This is a genomic window from Flagellimonas hymeniacidonis (assembly GCF_008040165.1).
In the GTDB taxonomy this organism is placed as follows: Bacteria; Bacteroidota; Bacteroidia; order Flavobacteriales; family Flavobacteriaceae; genus Flagellimonas; species Flagellimonas hymeniacidonis.
This window is the reverse complement of record NZ_VRUR01000001.1, coordinates 1,420,492-1,437,818: the sequence shown is the minus strand read 5'-3', so window position 1 is coordinate 1,437,818 and position 17,327 is coordinate 1,420,492. Positions and strand designations below refer to the sequence as shown.

The following is a 17,327-nucleotide window of genomic DNA, read 5'->3' as shown; positions in this document are numbered from 1 at the left end:
ATTGTAATTCAACCGCCCACTTATATTGTAATTCTAAGTTAGTTACCTAAATAACTCCCTGAGCTAACATAGCATCGGCTACTTTTACAAATCCTGCGATATTGGCTCCTTTTACGTAGTTGCAATATCCATCTGCTTCTTTTCCATATTCGATACAAGAATCATGAATATCCTCCATAATTCCTTTTAGTCTGTCATCAACTTCTTCACGTGTCCAGCTGATGCGAAGTGAGTTTTGAGACATCTCCAATCCGGAAGTAGCAACTCCTCCAGCATTTGACGCTTTCCCCGGAGCAAACAAGATTTTTGCTTCATGGAAAGCATGTATTGCTTCTGGCGTAGAAGGCATATTAGCGCCTTCTGCAACGGCAACACATCCATTTTTTATCAAAACAACAGCGTCGTCTCCATTCAATTCGTTCTGCGTTGCACAGGGTAAGGCCACATCACATGTAACTTCCCATGGTGTCTTTCTTTTATGGAACTCTGCAGATGCGTATTTATCTGTATATTCTGATATTCTTCCCCTTCTGTTATTTTTCAAATCCATTACAAAAGCAAGTTTATCAGCATCTATACCATCTTTATCATAGATATAACCTCCTGAATCTGATAATGTGAGGACTTTGCCTCCAAGCTGTAAAACCTTCTCTGCTGCATACTGTGCTACATTTCCAGAACCAGAAATCACAACATTTTTACCTTTAAAAGAATCTCCTTTTCCTTTTAGCATACTGTCAGCAAAATAAACAGTTCCATATCCAGTAGCTTCTGGACGGATCAATGACCCACCCCAAGAACGACCTTTTCCGGTCAATACTCCTGTAAACTCGTTTCGTATCTTTTTGTACATTCCGAAAAGGAATCCGATTTCACGTGCTCCTACACCAATGTCGCCGGCTGGAACATCTGTATTTGGACCAATATGTCTGTTCAATTCCAACATAAAGGCATGGCAAAAACGCATGACCTCATCATCCGACTTTCCTTTAGGGTCAAAATCTGAACCTCCTTTACCACCGCCCATGGGCAGGGTCGTCAAACTATTCTTAAAAACTTGTTCAAAGGCCAAGAATTTTAGAACACTGGCATTTACCGTTGGATGAAACCTAAGGCCTCCTTTATATGGTCCTATAGCAGAATTCATTTGAACCCGATATCCTCGGTTTACATGAATATCTCCATCATCATCTACCCAAGCCACACGAAAAGAAATCAATCGCTCTGGCTCAACCATTCTTAAAAGGATATTTTTTCCATGATAGATATCATGCTTCACAATATACGGGATAACAGTCTCTGCTACCTCCTGTACCGCTTGGATGAATTCTGGTTCGTGACCATTTCTGGTCTTCACCTCATCCATAAATGCTTTGATTTTTGCTTCCATAAAACGGATTAGTATTCGTTGTTTTTAATGAATTAGGAATTTAGCGGCAAAATTATACTATTTACATAATTTAAATAGGCTTTTTTTAAAAATTTTGCAAAGATGATTATCCTATGGCTTGTTCTAAATCTGCTATTAAATCATCCGCATCTTCTATACCCACACTAAGGCGAATTAATGCATCTACTACACCACTTTTTTCACGTTCTTCCTTCGGAATACTGGCATGTGTCATACTTGCAGGATGCCCCGCCAAACTTTCTACCCCTCCCAAGGATTCAGCTAGGGTGAAAACTTGCAATCTTTCTACAATCTTAATGGCCTCATCATAATTGCTGCCCTTGGTAATAAAAGAAATCATACCGCCAAAGTCATCCATTTGGTTTTTGGCAACATCATGATTAGGATGTGTTTCGAATCCTGGCCAATATACTTTTTCAATTTTTGGGTGATTCACCAAATATTCAGCAATAGCTTTTCCATTTTCACAGTGCCTTTGCATGCGCACATGAAGTGTTTTTATTCCCCTCAATGTTAAAAAACTGTCCATAGGTCCACAAACAGCACCACTAGCATTTTGAATAAAATACAACTTGTCCGCCAATTCTTTATCCTTTACAACCAGAGCCCCTACGACAACATCACTGTGTCCTCCCAAGTATTTGGTAGCTGAATGCATTACAATATCTGCCCCAAGATCCAAAGGCCGTTGCAAATATGGTGTGGCAAACGTATTATCCACCGCCAAAAGTAAATTGTGCTTTTTGGCCAAACTTGACACCGCTTTTACATCGATAACATTCATCATTGGATTGGTTGGTGTTTCAACCCAAATCAGCTTTGTGTTGTTATTGATTTTTTCCGCAATCGCATCAATGCTTTGCATCCCAACAAAATGGAAGGTAATTCCATATTTTTCAAAAATCTGTTTGAACAAACGGTAGCTGCCTCCGTATAAATCGTTGGTAGAAACTACCTCATCACCTGGATTCAACAATTTTATTACCGCATCCATTGCGGACAAACCACTGGCAAAGGCAAGTCCATAAACCCCATTTTCAATGCTAGCCAAAGCATTCTCCAATGCCGTTCTCGTTGGGTTGGCACTCCGTGAATATTCAAACCCTTGGTGCCCCCCCGGGGTAGTTTGGGCATAGGTTGAAGTTTGATAAATAGGAGGCATTACTGCGCCATACGCTTTATCTGGATGCTGGCCTCCGTGAATGGTTTTGCTGTTGAATTTTAAGTCTTTTTTGCTCATTTTGTATAAATCTGCGTACAAATGTATTGTTATCTTTTGGAGTAATCAATGTTGTCTTATTTTTGAACTCCCTAAAACCCCACTTTATGAAAAAGTCTTTTTACCTACTCTTATTTTTATTGCTCTCCCTTGGTTGCGAAAATGATGGTAAACTTACTTTTGAGCCATTACAGTTGACAGGGGAATCTTGCAAAACATGTCCAGAGATCAAAATAAATATTCCAAAAGCTTTAGAGGACATTGCTGTGTCCCGAGCCATTAATGGTGCTTTGGAAGAGGAAATTATATCCTTATTGTCCTTTGATGAAACAGAGGACATTGCTAAAATTGAGGATGCCATTGCATCTTTTCATAACAGCTATAAAGCTTTAAAAGCCAAATTCCCGGAAGAGACCATCGGCTGGGAGGCAAAAGTTGATGCAGATATAATATATGAAGATGATACCATCCTTACCTTGGTCTTAAATGCATACACTTTTACCGGAGGCGCACATGGGTATGGCTCAACTACTTTTCTCAATTTTGATAAACTAAAGGGAATTGAGTTGGAAAATTGGGAGCTTTTTGATGATTTAGAAAGCTTTCAAAGTTTTACGGAAGCCAAATTCCGAATTCAAGAAGACATCCCCCAAGATAAAAACATTAATGCTACCGGATTTATGTTTGAACGTGATACTTTTCATTTAGCAGAGAACATAGGCTATACTAAAGATGGGGTTCAATTGGTGTACAACCAGTATGAAGTGGCATCCTATGCTGACGGCCCCATCATATTAACCATTCCTTATAATGAAATAAATAAATACTTAAAACGGAAAGTAAAATCTTAGCGCTTTCCCATATTAAAATATTGAATAGCTTTCCATTTTTAATACATGTTTTAAAATTACGTTAAAACATATCTATAATTATAGATATGTAAATATTTGATTTATCTTTGGCCTATGGATATTGTTGAAATAAGCAAAGTATTAGCAAATCAAACTAGGGTTAATATTTTAAAATGGTTAAAGGACCCTGAGCGAAATTTTCCTCCTCACCAAGATATAGATCATTTTGATGATGGGGTTTGCGTAGGTTTTATTCAAGATAAAACGGGATTATCACAGTCCACTATTTCCACTTATTTAAACTCTATGCAAAATGCAAGTTTGGTTATACCCACCCGTCATGGAAAATGGACTTATTACAGACGGAATGAGGAAGTAATAGCAGCATACATTGCAGCATTAAAAACAGATCTATAATTTTTTAATATATCAAATCGAGATTTAGCGAAATATAAATTTGACAACCATGGAAAACTCTCTAGATTGCAGCACCGTTAATAAGCACTTAACGCATGAAAATTTGAATGACACCCTTTTAAAAAGAATTGTAAAATTTCTAAGTTCTTTTAAAATTGAGGGAGCGGAATATTTATCAAAAACTAAATAAAATCATCACTAAGAATGAAAACAATAGGTCTAATAGGGGGAATGAGCTGGGAATCTTCCAAAATATATTATCAGCATATTAATGAGATGATTAAAGAAAAGCTAGGAGGCTCCCACTCCGCAAAGAGTATTTTAACATCAGTAGATTTTGAGGAAATTGAACGTTTCTCATTTTCTGGTGATTGGGACAAAGTGGGAGAGATCATGGCCCTTCATGCGGAAAAACTGGAAAAAGCCGGTGCTGATTTTGCAATACTTTGCACCAATACCATACACCTGGTTAGTAAAGACATTACCAATGCTGTTGATATCCCTTTTTTACACATTGCCCATGCTACCGGTGAAGCTATTGCAAAAAGTGGATTGCAAAAAGTGGCTCTATTGGGGACCAGATTCACAATGGAAAAAGACTTTTATACCAAAATACTTCAGGACGAATTCGGCTTAGAAATTTTGGTCCCCAATACTGATGATATGGATGTACTTCAATCTATAATTTACAATGAATTGGTAAAAGGTATTTTCACAATTGAATCCAAGAATCGTTGTTTGGAAATCATTAAAAAGCTTAAAACCCAAGGTGCCCAAGGAGTAATTTTAGGATGCACAGAACTGCCAATGCTAATCCCGTCCGATGAAGTTGGTCTTCCTTCTTTTGACACCACCAAAATTCATGCACAAAAAGCCGTGGACTTTGCTACTTCTTAATTTCAAATGAACGAATTTTGACATTCCTTATGACCTTATAATTTTCAGCATGAAAAAAATGTATCATTTGGGCAGTTGTTCCACCTGCCAACGAATTTTAAAAGAATTGGAACCATTGGATGGAGTTACCTTACAAGAAATAAAAACGGAACCCATTACAGTGCAGCAGTTAGAGGAAATGAAGGAGAAGTCCGGAAGCTTTGAAGCATTGTTCAGCAAAAGAGCTATGCTGTTTCGGCAAAAGGGCCTACATGAACAACAACTTTCTGAAACCGATTACAAAAATCTAATTTTAGAACATTATACATTTCTGAAAAGACCTGTTCTTTTATTAAATGATCAGATTTTTGTTGGGAATGCTAAAAAAGTTGTACAAGCGGCCAAGGAGGCATTACATCCATGAGTAAAAGAACACTTGCCATTCTTGCCGCCCTTGGTGCTACAACTATTTATGCTATAAATCATACGGTTGCCAAAGGCGTTATGCCCACCCATGTTAAACCCTTTGGGTTTATAATGTTGCGCGTGGTAGGTGCGGCCATTCTATTTTGGGTTATTTCCTTTTTTGGACCCAAAGAGAAAATAGAAAAAAAAGATTGGGGACGGGTTTTGGTATGCACCATTCTGGGAATGGTAATCAATATGCTTGCCTTTTTTAAGGGTTTGCAGTTGTCAACCCCAATTAATAGCTCGGTATTAATCACCATTACCCCAATCTTTGTGGTGGTGCTTTCCGCTTTCTTTCTAAGTGAAAAAATCACCCTGAACAAAGGGCTTGGAATTCTTTTAGGTTTTGTTGGAGCAACTGCTTTGATATCGTTTGGGGCCGAAATACGTCAAGATGCCCCCAATATACCTCTCGGGAACTTTTTATTCATTGTAAACGGAATCGCATACGGAGGCTATCTTATTGTAGTGAAAAAATTGATTGAAAAATACCATCCTTTTACCTTAATGAAATGGATGTTTACTATAGCCATACTAATTAATCTTCCCATTACTTTGCCAGAGGCTTTGGAAATTAAATGGTCTACCATGCCTCTCTGGGTATATGGCTCTATTGCATTTGTGGTCATTGGGACCACTTTTTTGACCTATCTCTTTAATGTGTTTGCCCTAACCGAGCTGAAAGCCTCTACTGTGGGCGCTTTTATTTATCTACAGCCATTGTTGGGAATTTTAGTTGCGCTTTTTTCAGGTAAAGATCATCTTACTATGATAAAGATCTTGGCTACCGCTTTGGTTCTTTTTGGAGTTTATTTGGCAAGTAAGAAGCCAAAACCAAGCCCATAGTAAGTTTTATCAATTTGTCCTGCTCACATTAATAAACTTATTTGTGCCATCCATCAATTGATCTATCAAAGCTGGAGATCAATCAAATACCTTTAAAATTCACTTATTAAGTTTAGGTATGGTTTTCTTTGGTATTACTTCTGGTATAGTTGTATTTGCAGGGTTTCTTTGGCTAATAAAAGTATTGTTCAAAGCACACATATTCAACCCATTATTGGGTTTGGGAGGTATCTATTTTTGTTTTCATTTTTTAAGTGATAAATTATCCTCTGTGCTTCCACAATCTTGGAAAGTAAAACAAATCGATAACCTATATGAACTCGATGGGTCATTAGGCCTTTTATTGCATTTGAACCAACCCAAACTATCGGCCTATGAACTAGCCTCCACCACTTTTAGGTTGTGTTTGATAGGTTACTTTATCTACGCTTTTACCATTAAAAGAGTATCCTGGGGGAAAATCAAGCGCGTCGATCACAGAAAAAACCAGGATTAAATGTGATCCATTAAACCTTCTCATACAATAAAGAATGAATGATTACACCGAACAAATTCACAGTATCAAACAAAAACTGATTCAGGCTAAACAAGCTGATGTGGACTTTAAAGTGTTTGGCGCAAGCAGCCATAAGTATGAAATTAATCCACCTGCCAACATTAATGAAGTTGAAGCTTTTGAAAAAAGATATGGCATTCAACTACCTGAATGCTATAGGTCATTTATTCTGAATATTGGTAATGGCGGACCTTCCTATCAAAATTCAGGAGCAGGCCCCTTTTATGGTATCTATCCTTTTGGAAAAAATGTGGGTGATTTAATTTATGGTAATCCAGAGAAATACCTCAAAGAATCCTGTGTTCTAAAACCAAATATCGCAGACGATTATTGGGACAATATCACTGCTGTCCTCCATTGTGACAATACATCTAATGAGGATTATTATGCAACCATTGGAAGAATCTATAGCGGGGTTCTTCCCATTGGATTCCAGGGGTGCACCTATCTGCACGGCTTGATTCTAAACGGACCCTACAAAGGTAAAGTGGTAAATCTTGAGATGTCGGCTGATGAGGCGCCAAAATTTACCTATGAAAAAACCTTCCTGGATTGGTACGAACGATGGTTGGACGAGGTCATCTCGGGGAAACTCATTTCAAATTCGCCTAGTTGGTTTGGTTATAAATAAAATGCAGAATAAGAGTTTTACAAATCTTCCGGAACCTTAAAAAACTTCCGTGTGTCTGCCTTGGTCAAAGTTTTAAAATCTTCGGCCTTTTCCATTTTACCAAATGCATCCAAGAAAACTTGTGGCAAAGCGGTCAAACTACGTTCTTTTAAATCCATCCATGCCCCCATCATTTCACAACGGGCAAAGTTTTTTCCATTGGCATCGTAAAAGTCATGCTGAAATTCAAAGAACATTCCATCTTCGCTCATCCCTTCAAAACCAAGTGATACTTTTACCGGTTTTCCTGGGAAAACTTCTTTAAAATAATACATATGTTCATAAAAGACCACAGGCCCAATATTGTACTGCGCCATAGATTTTTGGTTAAACCCTAATTGCCCGAGGTAGGCCATTCGGGTATGGCTCATAAAATTGATATAAGCCGAGTTGGCCAAATGACGATTGGCATCCAAATCGCTCCAGCGAATCTCAAATTCTTTAAAAAACATAGTCAGTTATTTTGTTATGCATGCATAATAATTGTAAAATTACCATAGTTTTGAAAACTGATTCCAATCAGACACCATAAATAACCTTATTTTTAAAGATACTTTAACACAACTCCCATGAGTCAAAAAGCTGAATTCATCAAAGACCTTTCGTTGCCCGCAGTTGCGGCACCCATGTTTCTTATTTCTGGACCAAAATTGGTCATTGAATGTTGTAAAAATGGTATCGTGGGCACATTCCCTGCCCTAAATCAACGGACTAGTGAGGGATTTGAAGAATGGCTCGTCCAAATAAAATCTGAGTTAAAACAATTTGAGGAAGAAACTGGCAAAAAGCCTGCACCTTTTGGAGTCAATCTTATTGTGCATCCTACAAACCCCAGATTACAAGCTGATGTCATGCTTTGTGTAAAACATCAAGTTCCGTTGGTCATTACTTCATTGGGAGCTGTAAGCCAAGTTGTAGATGCGATTCATAGTTATGGTGGTTTGGTTTTTCATGATATCATTAAAAAAAGACATGCTGAAAAGGCTTCAGAAGCTGGCGTTGATGGACTTATTCTGGTTGCTGCAGGAGCTGGAGGACATGCTGGCAACATAAATCCAATGAGTTTAATTGCCGAAGTAAAAAAAATCTTCAAGAAAACCATACTATTATCGGGTTGTATAAGCACTGGTAGGGATATAGCTTCCGCAATGCAAATGGGTGCTGATTTAACTTATATGGGAACGCGTTTTATAAACTCGGAAGAAAGCAAAGCCCCAGAAGAATATCGAAAAATGATTATTGATGCAGGAGCAAGCGATGTGGTTTATACAGCAGCTATTTCTGGAGTACATGCCAACTTTTTGGCGCCAAGTCTTCAAGCCGCTGGAATTACCCAAGAAGATCTTAAAAAAGATCATAAAATTGACTTCGGAAAAGAATTGGATACCGAAGCTAAAGCTTGGAAAACTATTTGGTCTGCCGGCCAAGGGGTAACCACCATTGAAAATGTAATGCCTGTTTCTGAACTTGTAGAAACTTTAAAATCAGAATTTAAAGAAGCTATTGAGGAGCAAGCAAAACTATTGGAAACCTATCCCAAGGACTAGTAAAAGCTAAGCTTCTATAGCTGTTGTATTCTTTAAATCTGCCAAAAATTGATGAACTTGGCTTACGCACATGGATCCTTCTCCTACTGCTGAAGCAACGCGTTTTACTGAGCCTTTTCTTACATCGCCTACGGCGAAAAACCCAGGAATACTGGTTTCCAAAGATTGTGGCTCTCTGCCAGTATAAATAGAACACTTGTGTAATTCTTCTTGTTTTATTCCGGGACCCGTGCATATAAATCCTTTCTCATCTGTAGCAACCAATCCTTGCAACCATTCTGTACAAGGTCTAGCGCCAATAAAAGTGAAAAGGTTAGTAATGTTCTTTGATGTTTTTTCACCTGCTTTATTTTCCAATACCAAAGACACTAGATGGTATTGACCCGTTAACTCGGTCACCTGTGTATCTAGATGTACAAATATATTTTCTGCAGCCTCTATTCGTTGCACCAAATAATCACTCATTTTTGCACCTAGATTATCTCCTCGTAAAACTACATGTACTTCCCTTGCATGGTTTGCTAAAAATAGTGCAGCCTGCCCTGCAGAATTTCCTCCACCAACTACGCCTACCAACTCATTTTTACAGGCTGATGCATTCATTCCAGTTGCTGAATAATATACTCCGCTACCTTCATATTTTTCAATATTATCAATGGGCAAACTGCGGTAATTTGCTCCTGTAGCAGCCATAATGGCTTTTGTCTTTATGGTTTTATCATTGGTGGCATGAAGAATAAAATGACTGCCGGTATGCTCAATCTTTTCTGCTTTATGTGGAATAGAAATATTACATCCAAATTTCTGAGCCTGTACATAGGCCCTATTGGCCAAATCACTTCCTGATATTCCCGTAGGAAACCCCAAATAATTTTCAATTTTTGAGCTCTTCCCTGCTTGTCCACCCGGTGCTTTACTATCAATAGTAACCACACTTAACCCTTCTGAAGCGGCATAAACACTTCCTGCCAATCCTGCCGGTCCAGCGCCTATGACCAAAAGGTCAAAGACCTTATCTTCAAAATCCATCAAGACACCTGAGTAACGTGCCAATTGCTCCAGTGAGGGATTTGGACACACCTTGGCATCACTGTTAATCAGAAAAGGTAAATCTTCTTTAGAAAGATTAAAGTTCTCTAAAAGTTCAAGGGCAGATTCTGATACATCAACATCTAAAAAGTTATACCAGATATGATTTTTATCCATAAAATCTCGGATAACATACGTTTCTTTTGAGTTTCCGGAACCTACAAGCTTTATTCCACCGGTAAACTCGGTAAGCACAGTTTCTTGCCTTAGTAGGAAAGCGTTCAACAACACATCACTAATATCACTATGTCTTGCTATAGCTTCCTTTAATTTTTTTGGAGTAATTCGGAGCACACTAGTGTCTCCTTTGGTAATGGCATGAAATTGAGCCCCGCGGTTAGAAAGCATACCGCTATCCCCCGTAAATTCATTCTTTTGATGTACTACTATAACCGCGTTATCGTTATAAGGATCCTCAATAGAAACCTCACCATCTAAAACCACAAAAAAATCATACTGTAAATCTCCAAGGGTAAATATTTTTGCCTCTGATGGGTGACTTTCTACTTCTCCGTACGCTTTTAAGATTGTTATTTGCCTTTGGGTAAGTTCTGGAAAACGGGGATCTTTCATTTTTTAATATTTAGCGCTTGATTCATGAACGTAACACCACATCCAATTTTCGTTGGGTTCTGCGGAACTAATTACGGGATGGTTATATGAACTTGCATGTTTACTGGCATGCTTATTGGGTGAGCTGTCACAACACAAAGTTGTTCCGCATTCTTGACAGGTGCGCAAATGCACCCATGTATCACCTGTTTTTACACATTCTTCACATTTGTATCCCCTTGCCTTTTTTACTTTAGAAATAGCTTGAAGATGTTCGCATTTTTTTACACGTAGCCCCATATCTTAAAAATACGACAAACTTTACTTTCAAATTTTAAGCTAAGGTCAAATATGAAAGATTTAAGTATTTTTAGTACTTAATCAACTACCATGTACATTAAAAGAAATATTAGTTGGGGTATCATTCTAAGATATGCCTGGAAAAACCTCATCTTTTTCACCCTCTATGCTGGGATTATTTTTTTTCTATACCATTCCCTAGATTGGAAACATATAGACATTCCTTTTCAACCGCTGTCCGTTATCGGTATAGCAGTGGCCTTTTATATTGGTTTTAAAAATAGCCAGAGTTATGACCGTTTTTGGGAAGGACGAAAAATTTGGGGCGGCATTGTCAACTATTCTCGTACTTGGGCAAATAATGTATTGAGCTTTGTTGAAGATGATAGAAATGCACAAATTACATTGATTTACAGGCATATTGCATGGATTAATGCCCTACGGATTCAGTTACGGCAACCTACAAGTTTTTCTATTAAGGAAAACAGAGCGGTTGAACGTTTATTTGATAGACATGGAGAGCGAAATCCTGTTTGCAGTGGGATGGACATGTTTTTGTCACCCGAAGAGGTAGACGGTTTGGAAAACAGAAAGAATGTTGCAACTCACCTGATAAAAAAACAAGGTTTACACTTGAAAAAATTATTGCAAGAAAGAAAAATAACAGAATTTGATAAGCAAGTCTTTCATAGTAATTTAGAGGAGATGTACAATCTTCAAGGAAAATGTGAACGTATAAAAAACACACCTTTCCCAAGACAATATGCGCATTTCAGCACTTTATTCACTTGGATTTTTATCTTACTACTTCCTTTTGGACTTCTTAATGTTTTTGAAACCCAATTGTTAGAATTGCAAGTTGGCCATAACTGGTGGTATATCGTCTTAATGATTTTCTTTTCAGTTTTAATCTCATGGATGTTTATTACCATGGATAAGGTTGGAAGCAATAGTGAAGACCCATTTGAGGGTCGTATTAACGATGTCCCCATGACAGCTTTGTGCAGGACCATAGAAATTGATTTAAGGGATATGCTTGATGAGCAAAACTTACCTGAAAAAATAAAACCACAGCACAATATCTTATATTAATGCCCCTAATTTCTTCCTCTTACAAACCTCCTTTCTTTTTTAGAAATGGGCATTTTGCCACCATTTATGCTGGGTTAATTAGAAAAGTGTCTGGGCTTGTTCAAAAGAGAGAAAGAATAAAACTCTCAGATGGGGATTTTTTAGATCTGGACTGGAGTTTTTCACAGGTGCCTGCCCAAAAACTAGTTATTTTACTTCATGGTCTAGAGGGAGATGCGCAACGGCCTTATATCACTGGAAGCGCCAAGCTCTTTACTCAAAATGATTTTGATGCATGTGCGGTTAATTATCGTGGTTGCAGTGGGGAATCCAACATCTTATTTCGTTCATACCATTCAGGAGCCACAGAGGATTTAATTGCTGTTATTGAACATGTTTTAAAAACCAAGAAGTATTCAGAAATCTTTTTAAAAGGATTCAGTCTAGGAGGCAATTTAGTTCTTAAATATTTGGGGGAGGGAAATGCAATTCCTGAAGAGATAAAAGCAGCAGTGGCTGTTTCGGCTCCTTGTAATTTACATAGTTCTTGTGACCAATTGCTCACTCGTAAGAACATCTTGTATGCCCAACGATTTAAAAAACATTTAATAAGCAAACTAAGGGGAAAACAGCGTCTATTTCCCAATTTGGTTTCAGATAAGGACATTAAGTCCATTATCACTTTAAAGGATTTTGATGATTTTTATACTAGTAATGCTCATGGTTTTAAAAACGCACTGGACTACTATACCCAATGCAGTTCACTACAATTTTTGCCAAACATTGTAATTCCAAGCCTACTAATAAATGCGAAAGATGACTCTTTTTTAGGAGAGGAATGTTATCCATATAGAGAGGCAGAGAGCAGTCCAAATCTGTTTTTAGAAGTTCCTAAGTATGGAGGTCATGTAGGCTTTTGGGAAGATAAAAACACAACGTATACAGAAAAAAGAGCTCTGGATTTTTTTGTCTCCCATACTAGTAATCCATAACGCTGAGCATAGTGTTAGATGTAACACAAAGTGGACTATAAAGTTCAAGCCTAATTAACTATCTTAGTAGCTGCAAATACAACAAATTACAACTGAAATTAATAAGATGAAAAAAATACTCCTGTTCTTGGCATTAGGTGCCTTTATAGCAAGCTGCGGCGGAAAAAAAGAAGAAAAAAAGGATGGTTTTGAAGTAAGCCGTACCAAATCTGAGGACAAAAAAGCACAAGCTAATGAAGGGGTGCCGGTAGATTTGGACAACAAAGGAGTGGGACCGATTAAAAATCTTGAGTTTCCAGATGATATAGATACAGAAATGGCTGCTCGTGGCGAGGCTAAATTCAACGCCATATGCGTGGCATGCCATATGGTAGACCAGCGTATGATAGGTCCGGCAATGGAGGGAGTTTATGAACGTAGAAGTCCAGAATGGGTCATGAATATGATATTGAATCCTGATGAGATGTTACGAGAAGACCCTATTGCAAAAGCGCTGTTAAAGGAATACAACAATGCAATTATGCTCAATCAAAACCTTACCGAGGCTGAGGCAAGGGATCTTGCTGAGTATCTGCGCACACTTTAAATACAGATAACATAAAAAAGTGCTGTTATTCCTTTTAATTGGTAATGACAGCACTTTTTTATGCCTATAATTTCATCAAATCATGATTATTCAATTTAAAAAATATAGGGATAAGCAAAGCACACTTACCTGTATAAGGTCAGATGAAACCAGAACTTGGGACAAATTACAAGTGGATTTTGAGTTACATGACCTTGCGCATTTTGCGATAGAAACTGAGTTGGGCTTTACCAATGCGTTTTATGGATTACTTGCCAAGGGATATAATATCCAAGATTTTTCACTACCCGTGGAACAACGCCCGCAGGCATTGATTTCCAAAAACCTACCTGTGGAGTCATTGCAAACCGAGCATATTGCAAATTTATTGTTGATTGATCATTTTCAAAAAAACATAGGTTCCGATTTTATTGATCAATTAAAAGGGATGTTAAAGGAAGATGGTCTGGCATTTCCCGAAATCCTAACCCAAGAGCGTTTGGAGAAAATCAATAACAGTTTTGAGGAACTGATATCAAAATGGAATGCCCTGGAGGAAGAAGGAATGTTAGAGCTTACTTTTAATCCAATTTAATATATTACTATTCCTGTAATAGTCTTGCCATAAATCCCCAATTCATTGCTTGTTTTCGCCCCAAATATGGAGGGTTACCTACCTCATTTTGCCATTCGTCATCAGAGCGAATCCAAAAAACCAGCTTGTTTTCTCCTTTATTCAATGACAATTCTATCGTTTGTTCTCCATCGGTTACCCGCATAAAATTGTTCATGTCCAACTCGCGACCGTAGAAAATAATCTTATTATTTAGGGAAATAAGCAATACCTGGGTATAATCATATGCAAGGGTCATTTTTTTGGCAACATCAGAATGAATGGTCGTTTTTGCAAAAGCTGATTCTTGCGGATGATCATAATATTGAGCCATGTTTATAATCCCCGTTATGTCAGCTTCAATAGCCCTCCATTTATGGTTTTTTTCGGCATTTCCTATCCATTCAAAATATTGTCTTTGAGAACGGATGTTGCCTTGAAGTTGTTCTGAAATTTCCCATTCAGCAATATATTTAAATTCAGTTCTCGGCTGCTCGATTGTAAAAGGTTTTTCAAGCGGCTGTATTTTTACATTGCTGAAATAAGCTTCCGCAAAACTGGTCTTCAAAAAAACACTGCCCTTATCACATTCCTTCTGTAGTAGTTCAACTTGCATATTGGGGGTTTCTTTATCTCCAATGAATACCCGCATATTTTTATCAAACACTTCCATTTTAACATGAAACCACTCTTGTGATTTAAATTCTGCAGATGTTTCATAGGTAGGCTCATTGTACAATTGCCAAGGATGTGATCCATGAAAGACTGGGATATACTGAATCGCATCATCTTTACCTCCTGAAAAAACACGGAAGTACAAAAATTCGTAATCCCATAAATCTTTAGCTCTAAAACCAATACCTGGCATTGCTTTTCCGGCAATATCCATTTCAAGTACAAAGTTTTCATATGTATTGGTCTTTAGCTTCACAATTTCATGCCTTCCCAAATGAATTGCCGACTTGCCTTTGTATTCGCTTACTTGTAAATCTAATTCTTGGTTATTTTCATTATCCACAACTTGCCAATTTTGAGGAGTCAACGGAATACTTTGGGCAAACAGGAATTTACCAGAGATTAGTAAGGCTATAGTCAAGTAAATTTTAATTTGAATGGAATTCAGACATGTCATAGCTAAAAATTGAAAAGGTTTATTTTTATACAATATTGAGCCTTCTTTACATTAGTTACGCAATCAAAAACCGTTTATTTATGGCTTATTTTTCGTCCATTTCAAAAAGCTCTTTATGCAAGCTATAGAGAGAAATTCAATTTCAGATTGCATCAAAAAAATTGAGCAGCGGTTTTTTCCAGAGCAATTCTCCTCTGGAAAAAGACTCCGACAGCGGGATTTGGAATATTTAATGGAGTTGATGGAGGAACGTTCTGGCACAAGAATCAGCCTTTCTACAATGAAACGGCTATGGAAGAATGAGTTTAATCAAATGCCACACCCAAGTACCCTAAATGCATTGGCTTCGCTAATTGACTATGATGATTGGAACTCTTTTCTACAAGAACAAAACAAAGTTTTTGGACCAGGGAATAAAACCTCTAAAAAAACCTCATCCCTGGCTATAAAACTTTTGCTTTTTTTGGCTTTTGGGTTGGTTGTAACAATTATAGTGTTTCTAATTATTTCCACCGATAATAAGCCGATACAAATCCCAGATAGTGTAAAGTTTTCCGCCAATAAAACAGTGACCCATAATGTTCCCAATTCTGTCATTTTTTCCTACGACCTACAGGGAGTAGAAGCTGATAGTTTCTTCATCCAACGTTCTTGGAATCCAACCCATAAAAAAGCAATTGACCCTGCCAAAAAGAATTTTTCCGAGATCTATTATTATCCCGGTTTTCATTGGGCTCATCTTATTGCTAATGATACGATTATAAGAAAAATTCGGGTCAATATTCAAACAGATGGTTGGTTTGCCACTGCTAAATCCAATAGATTGGACAACATTCCCTTTTATCCCAATCAATCAAAATTAGTTGATGAAGGAAGTATGAGGGTAAAAAACGAAGCCTTTAAGCAATCCCATATAGACCCCAATAAAAATCTCATTGTATCATATTTTAATATCAGAGAGTTCTCTGATTTAAGGTCAGATAGCTTTGTTTTAGAGACAAAAGTCAGGTTTGATGATATACAGGGGATTGTTTGCCCATATATGGAAGTGAAAATCATAGATGAAAAGGATGCTTCTTGGTTGGGCATAACGGATAAGGGTTGTGTTAGTAACTTAAATGTAAAGGTGGGTGATACAATATTATCAGGAATGGAAAACGATTTTTCTGCCTTAGGTACAAATATGTCCGAATGGCAAACTATACGGTTGGTCAGTTCTAACCAACGCCTCAAGTACTATTTAAATGATGAACTTGCTTTGGATACAGATTTTAAAGGAGAAAGAGGCAAAATTATGGGGTTGATATTTACATTTACAGGAAAAGGCGCTGTTGATTTTGTGCACTTAAACAATTTGGAAGGAGAAAAAGTTTACTCAGAAGACTTCAATTATAAACAGAACAGATGAAAAAGTATATTTTGACAATATTGACTTGTATTCTTTGTTTATCCGTAAAAGCACAAACCTTACTGGGTGCCTGGGAAAATACAAAGTCTACCGCGGATGGCCAACAGCTTAAGAACGTAGTTATCTTTTCTGAAGGACACCAAGTATCCACATGGTTTAATATGGATTCCGGAGCTTTTATAAGTGCCAACGGAGGTGCTTGGTCTATAAATGGCAATACCGTTACCGAAACTGTGGAATTCGATTCTGAAACTCCGAGCCGTGTTGGTTCCCAAGTTTCTTTCGAGATTGAACTTTCTGAACACCTTTTGAAAATAAAAGGTGACGACCGAGTTTGGACTCGAATAGATGATAATGATCCAGGCACATTGAATGGCGCTTGGCTAATGTCTGGCCGTAAACGTAATGGAGAATTTCAAACCCGTAATGTGGATCAACCACGAAAAACCATGAAAATACTTTCTGGAACAAGGTTCCAATGGATTGCTTACAACACGGATACCAAACAATTTATGGCAACGGGTGGTGGAAATTACACCACCATTAATGGTAAATACCAGGAGAATATCGAGTTTTTTTCTCGGGATAATTCACGGGTAGGAGCAAGTCTTCAATTCGATTTTGAAACAAAAGATGGGGATTGGCACCATTCCGGGTTTAGTAGTAAAGGAGATCCACTTTACGAAGTATGGAGTTTACGGAAACAATAATAATTATCTTTACTTTTACTCAAATCTAGATGGG

The 17,327-nt window shown here is 37.6% G+C and carries 19 protein-coding genes; 13 read left to right on the top strand and 6 right to left on the bottom strand.

Annotated elements, in window-relative coordinates:
- Nucleotides 1-46: 46 nt before the first annotated feature.
- Both gdhA and FVB32_RS06495 read right to left on the bottom strand, forming a co-directional pair.
- Nucleotides 47-1,390 (bottom strand): NADP-specific glutamate dehydrogenase, encoded by a 1,344-nt coding sequence (gene gdhA, locus FVB32_RS06500; protein ID WP_147742349.1) that lies wholly within the window; start codon nt 1,388-1,390, stop codon nt 47-49.
- Between the two features lie 106 nt (nt 1,391-1,496).
- A complete protein-coding gene (locus FVB32_RS06495; protein WP_147742347.1) occupies nt 1,497-2,651 on the bottom strand; it encodes a cystathionine gamma-synthase in 1,155 nt (384 codons plus the stop codon).
- 86 nt (nt 2,652-2,737) lie between these two features.
- Between FVB32_RS06495 and FVB32_RS06490 the strand changes: the two genes are divergently transcribed.
- The 6 genes from FVB32_RS06490 (at nt 2,738) to FVB32_RS06465 (ending at nt 7,275) form a co-directional block, all read left to right on the top strand.
- Nucleotides 2,738-3,481, top strand: coding sequence for a DUF3298 and DUF4163 domain-containing protein (locus FVB32_RS06490; protein ID WP_147742345.1), 744 nt, complete (start codon nt 2,738-2,740; stop codon nt 3,479-3,481).
- Nucleotides 3,482-3,595: 114 nt separating this feature from the next.
- On the top strand, nt 3,596-3,898 hold the full coding sequence (locus FVB32_RS06485) for an ArsR/SmtB family transcription factor (RefSeq protein WP_147742343.1): 303 nt from the start codon (nt 3,596-3,598) through the stop codon (nt 3,896-3,898).
- Between the two features lie 204 nt (nt 3,899-4,102).
- A complete protein-coding gene (locus tag FVB32_RS06480) occupies nt 4,103-4,795 on the top strand; it encodes an aspartate/glutamate racemase family protein (RefSeq protein WP_147742341.1) in 693 nt (230 codons plus the stop codon).
- Between the two features lie 49 nt (nt 4,796-4,844).
- Nucleotides 4,845-5,198, top strand: a complete 354-nt coding sequence (locus FVB32_RS06475) for an arsenate reductase family protein (protein WP_147742339.1) — start codon at nt 4,845-4,847, stop codon at nt 5,196-5,198.
- Nucleotides 5,195-6,088, top strand: coding sequence for a DMT family transporter (locus FVB32_RS06470; RefSeq protein ID WP_147742337.1), 894 nt, complete (start codon nt 5,195-5,197; stop codon nt 6,086-6,088). Before FVB32_RS06475 ends, FVB32_RS06470 begins: the two co-directional genes overlap by 4 nt.
- 530 nt (nt 6,089-6,618) lie before the next feature.
- Nucleotides 6,619-7,275 carry an SMI1/KNR4 family protein gene (locus tag FVB32_RS06465; protein ID WP_147742335.1) on the top strand — a complete coding sequence of 219 codons (657 nt, stop codon included), beginning with the start codon at nt 6,619-6,621 and terminating at the stop codon, nt 7,273-7,275.
- A 17-nt stretch (nt 7,276-7,292) separates the two neighbouring features.
- Here FVB32_RS06465 and FVB32_RS06460 read toward each other — a convergent pair whose 3' ends face one another.
- Nucleotides 7,293-7,766: an acyl-CoA thioesterase gene (locus tag FVB32_RS06460; protein WP_147742333.1), complete on the bottom strand. Its 474-nt coding sequence runs from the start codon at nt 7,764-7,766 to the stop codon at nt 7,293-7,295.
- A 117-nt stretch (nt 7,767-7,883) separates the two neighbouring features.
- Between FVB32_RS06460 and FVB32_RS06455 the strand changes: the two genes are divergently transcribed.
- Nucleotides 7,884-8,861, top strand: coding sequence for an NAD(P)H-dependent flavin oxidoreductase (locus FVB32_RS06455; protein WP_147742331.1), 978 nt, complete (start codon nt 7,884-7,886; stop codon nt 8,859-8,861).
- 6 nt (nt 8,862-8,867) lie between these two features.
- Here the strand turns inward: FVB32_RS06455 and FVB32_RS06450 are convergent, their stop codons facing one another.
- Both FVB32_RS06450 and FVB32_RS06445 read right to left on the bottom strand, forming a co-directional pair.
- Complete coding sequence (locus FVB32_RS06450; protein ID WP_147742329.1) at nt 8,868-10,523, bottom strand: FAD-dependent oxidoreductase; 1,656 nt, start codon at nt 10,521-10,523, stop codon at nt 8,868-8,870.
- Between the two features lie 3 nt (nt 10,524-10,526).
- A complete protein-coding gene (locus FVB32_RS06445) occupies nt 10,527-10,802 on the bottom strand; it encodes a UBP-type zinc finger domain-containing protein (RefSeq protein WP_147742327.1) in 276 nt (91 codons plus the stop codon).
- A gap of 90 nt (nt 10,803-10,892) precedes the next feature.
- Between FVB32_RS06445 and FVB32_RS06440 the strand changes: the two genes are divergently transcribed.
- The 4 genes from FVB32_RS06440 to FVB32_RS06425 all read left to right on the top strand — a co-directional run bounded on the left by FVB32_RS06440 (nt 10,893) and on the right by FVB32_RS06425 (nt 14,025).
- Nucleotides 10,893-11,894, top strand: coding sequence for a bestrophin family protein (locus tag FVB32_RS06440; protein ID WP_147742325.1), 1,002 nt, complete (start codon nt 10,893-10,895; stop codon nt 11,892-11,894).
- A complete protein-coding gene (locus tag FVB32_RS06435; RefSeq protein ID WP_147742323.1) occupies nt 11,894-12,865 on the top strand; it encodes a YheT family hydrolase in 972 nt (323 codons plus the stop codon). Before FVB32_RS06440 ends, FVB32_RS06435 begins: the two co-directional genes overlap by 1 nt.
- A gap of 106 nt (nt 12,866-12,971) precedes the next feature.
- A complete protein-coding gene (locus tag FVB32_RS06430; protein ID WP_147742321.1) occupies nt 12,972-13,451 on the top strand; it encodes a c-type cytochrome in 480 nt (159 codons plus the stop codon).
- A gap of 82 nt (nt 13,452-13,533) precedes the next feature.
- The gene (locus FVB32_RS06425; RefSeq protein ID WP_147742319.1) at nt 13,534-14,025 is read left to right on the top strand and encodes a hypothetical protein; all 492 of its coding nucleotides are present in this window, start codon (nt 13,534-13,536) and stop codon (nt 14,023-14,025) included.
- 7 nt (nt 14,026-14,032) lie between these two features.
- Here FVB32_RS06425 and FVB32_RS06420 read toward each other — a convergent pair whose 3' ends face one another.
- A complete protein-coding gene (locus FVB32_RS06420) occupies nt 14,033-15,139 on the bottom strand; it encodes a LamG domain-containing protein (RefSeq protein WP_147742317.1) in 1,107 nt (368 codons plus the stop codon).
- 151 nt (nt 15,140-15,290) lie between these two features.
- Between FVB32_RS06420 and FVB32_RS06415 the strand changes: the two genes are divergently transcribed.
- Both FVB32_RS06415 and FVB32_RS06410 read left to right on the top strand, forming a co-directional pair.
- Nucleotides 15,291-16,583: a hypothetical protein gene (locus tag FVB32_RS06415; RefSeq protein ID WP_147742315.1), complete on the top strand. Its 1,293-nt coding sequence runs from the start codon at nt 15,291-15,293 to the stop codon at nt 16,581-16,583.
- Nucleotides 16,580-17,293 (top strand): membrane or secreted protein, encoded by a 714-nt coding sequence (locus FVB32_RS06410; protein ID WP_147742313.1) that lies wholly within the window; start codon nt 16,580-16,582, stop codon nt 17,291-17,293. The genes FVB32_RS06415 and FVB32_RS06410 overlap by 4 nt, the downstream gene beginning before the upstream one ends.
- The last annotated feature ends 34 nt before the right edge of the window (nt 17,294-17,327 follow it).

What these genes read in the sequence shown, in the direction of transcription:
- gdhA (WP_147742349.1), bottom strand. Translation starts at nt 1,390, where the DNA reads ATGGAAGCAAAAATCAAAGCATTTATGGATGAGGTGAAGACCAGAAAT.
- FVB32_RS06410 (WP_147742313.1), top strand. Translation starts at nt 16,580, where the DNA reads ATGAAAAAGTATATTTTGACAATATTGACTTGTATTCTTTGTTTATCC.
- FVB32_RS06470 (WP_147742337.1), top strand. Translation starts at nt 5,195, where the DNA reads ATGAGTAAAAGAACACTTGCCATTCTTGCCGCCCTTGGTGCTACAACT.
- FVB32_RS06480 (WP_147742341.1), top strand. Translation starts at nt 4,103, where the DNA reads ATGAAAACAATAGGTCTAATAGGGGGAATGAGCTGGGAATCTTCCAAA.
- FVB32_RS06415 (WP_147742315.1), top strand. Translation starts at nt 15,291, where the DNA reads ATGCAAGCTATAGAGAGAAATTCAATTTCAGATTGCATCAAAAAAATT.
- FVB32_RS06495 (WP_147742347.1), bottom strand. Translation starts at nt 2,651, where the DNA reads ATGAGCAAAAAAGACTTAAAATTCAACAGCAAAACCATTCACGGAGGC.
- FVB32_RS06445 (WP_147742327.1), bottom strand. Translation starts at nt 10,802, where the DNA reads ATGGGGCTACGTGTAAAAAAATGCGAACATCTTCAAGCTATTTCTAAA.
- FVB32_RS06485 (WP_147742343.1), top strand. Translation starts at nt 3,596, where the DNA reads ATGGATATTGTTGAAATAAGCAAAGTATTAGCAAATCAAACTAGGGTT.
- FVB32_RS06465 (WP_147742335.1), top strand. Translation starts at nt 6,619, where the DNA reads ATGAATGATTACACCGAACAAATTCACAGTATCAAACAAAAACTGATT.
- FVB32_RS06475 (WP_147742339.1), top strand. Translation starts at nt 4,845, where the DNA reads ATGAAAAAAATGTATCATTTGGGCAGTTGTTCCACCTGCCAACGAATT.
- FVB32_RS06435 (WP_147742323.1), top strand. Translation starts at nt 11,894, where the DNA reads ATGCCCCTAATTTCTTCCTCTTACAAACCTCCTTTCTTTTTTAGAAAT.
- FVB32_RS06425 (WP_147742319.1), top strand. Translation starts at nt 13,534, where the DNA reads ATGATTATTCAATTTAAAAAATATAGGGATAAGCAAAGCACACTTACC.
- FVB32_RS06450 (WP_147742329.1), bottom strand. Translation starts at nt 10,523, where the DNA reads ATGAAAGATCCCCGTTTTCCAGAACTTACCCAAAGGCAAATAACAATC.
- FVB32_RS06430 (WP_147742321.1), top strand. Translation starts at nt 12,972, where the DNA reads ATGAAAAAAATACTCCTGTTCTTGGCATTAGGTGCCTTTATAGCAAGC.
- FVB32_RS06460 (WP_147742333.1), bottom strand. Translation starts at nt 7,766, where the DNA reads ATGTTTTTTAAAGAATTTGAGATTCGCTGGAGCGATTTGGATGCCAAT.
- FVB32_RS06455 (WP_147742331.1), top strand. Translation starts at nt 7,884, where the DNA reads ATGAGTCAAAAAGCTGAATTCATCAAAGACCTTTCGTTGCCCGCAGTT.
- FVB32_RS06490 (WP_147742345.1), top strand. Translation starts at nt 2,738, where the DNA reads ATGAAAAAGTCTTTTTACCTACTCTTATTTTTATTGCTCTCCCTTGGT.
- FVB32_RS06440 (WP_147742325.1), top strand. Translation starts at nt 10,893, where the DNA reads ATGTACATTAAAAGAAATATTAGTTGGGGTATCATTCTAAGATATGCC.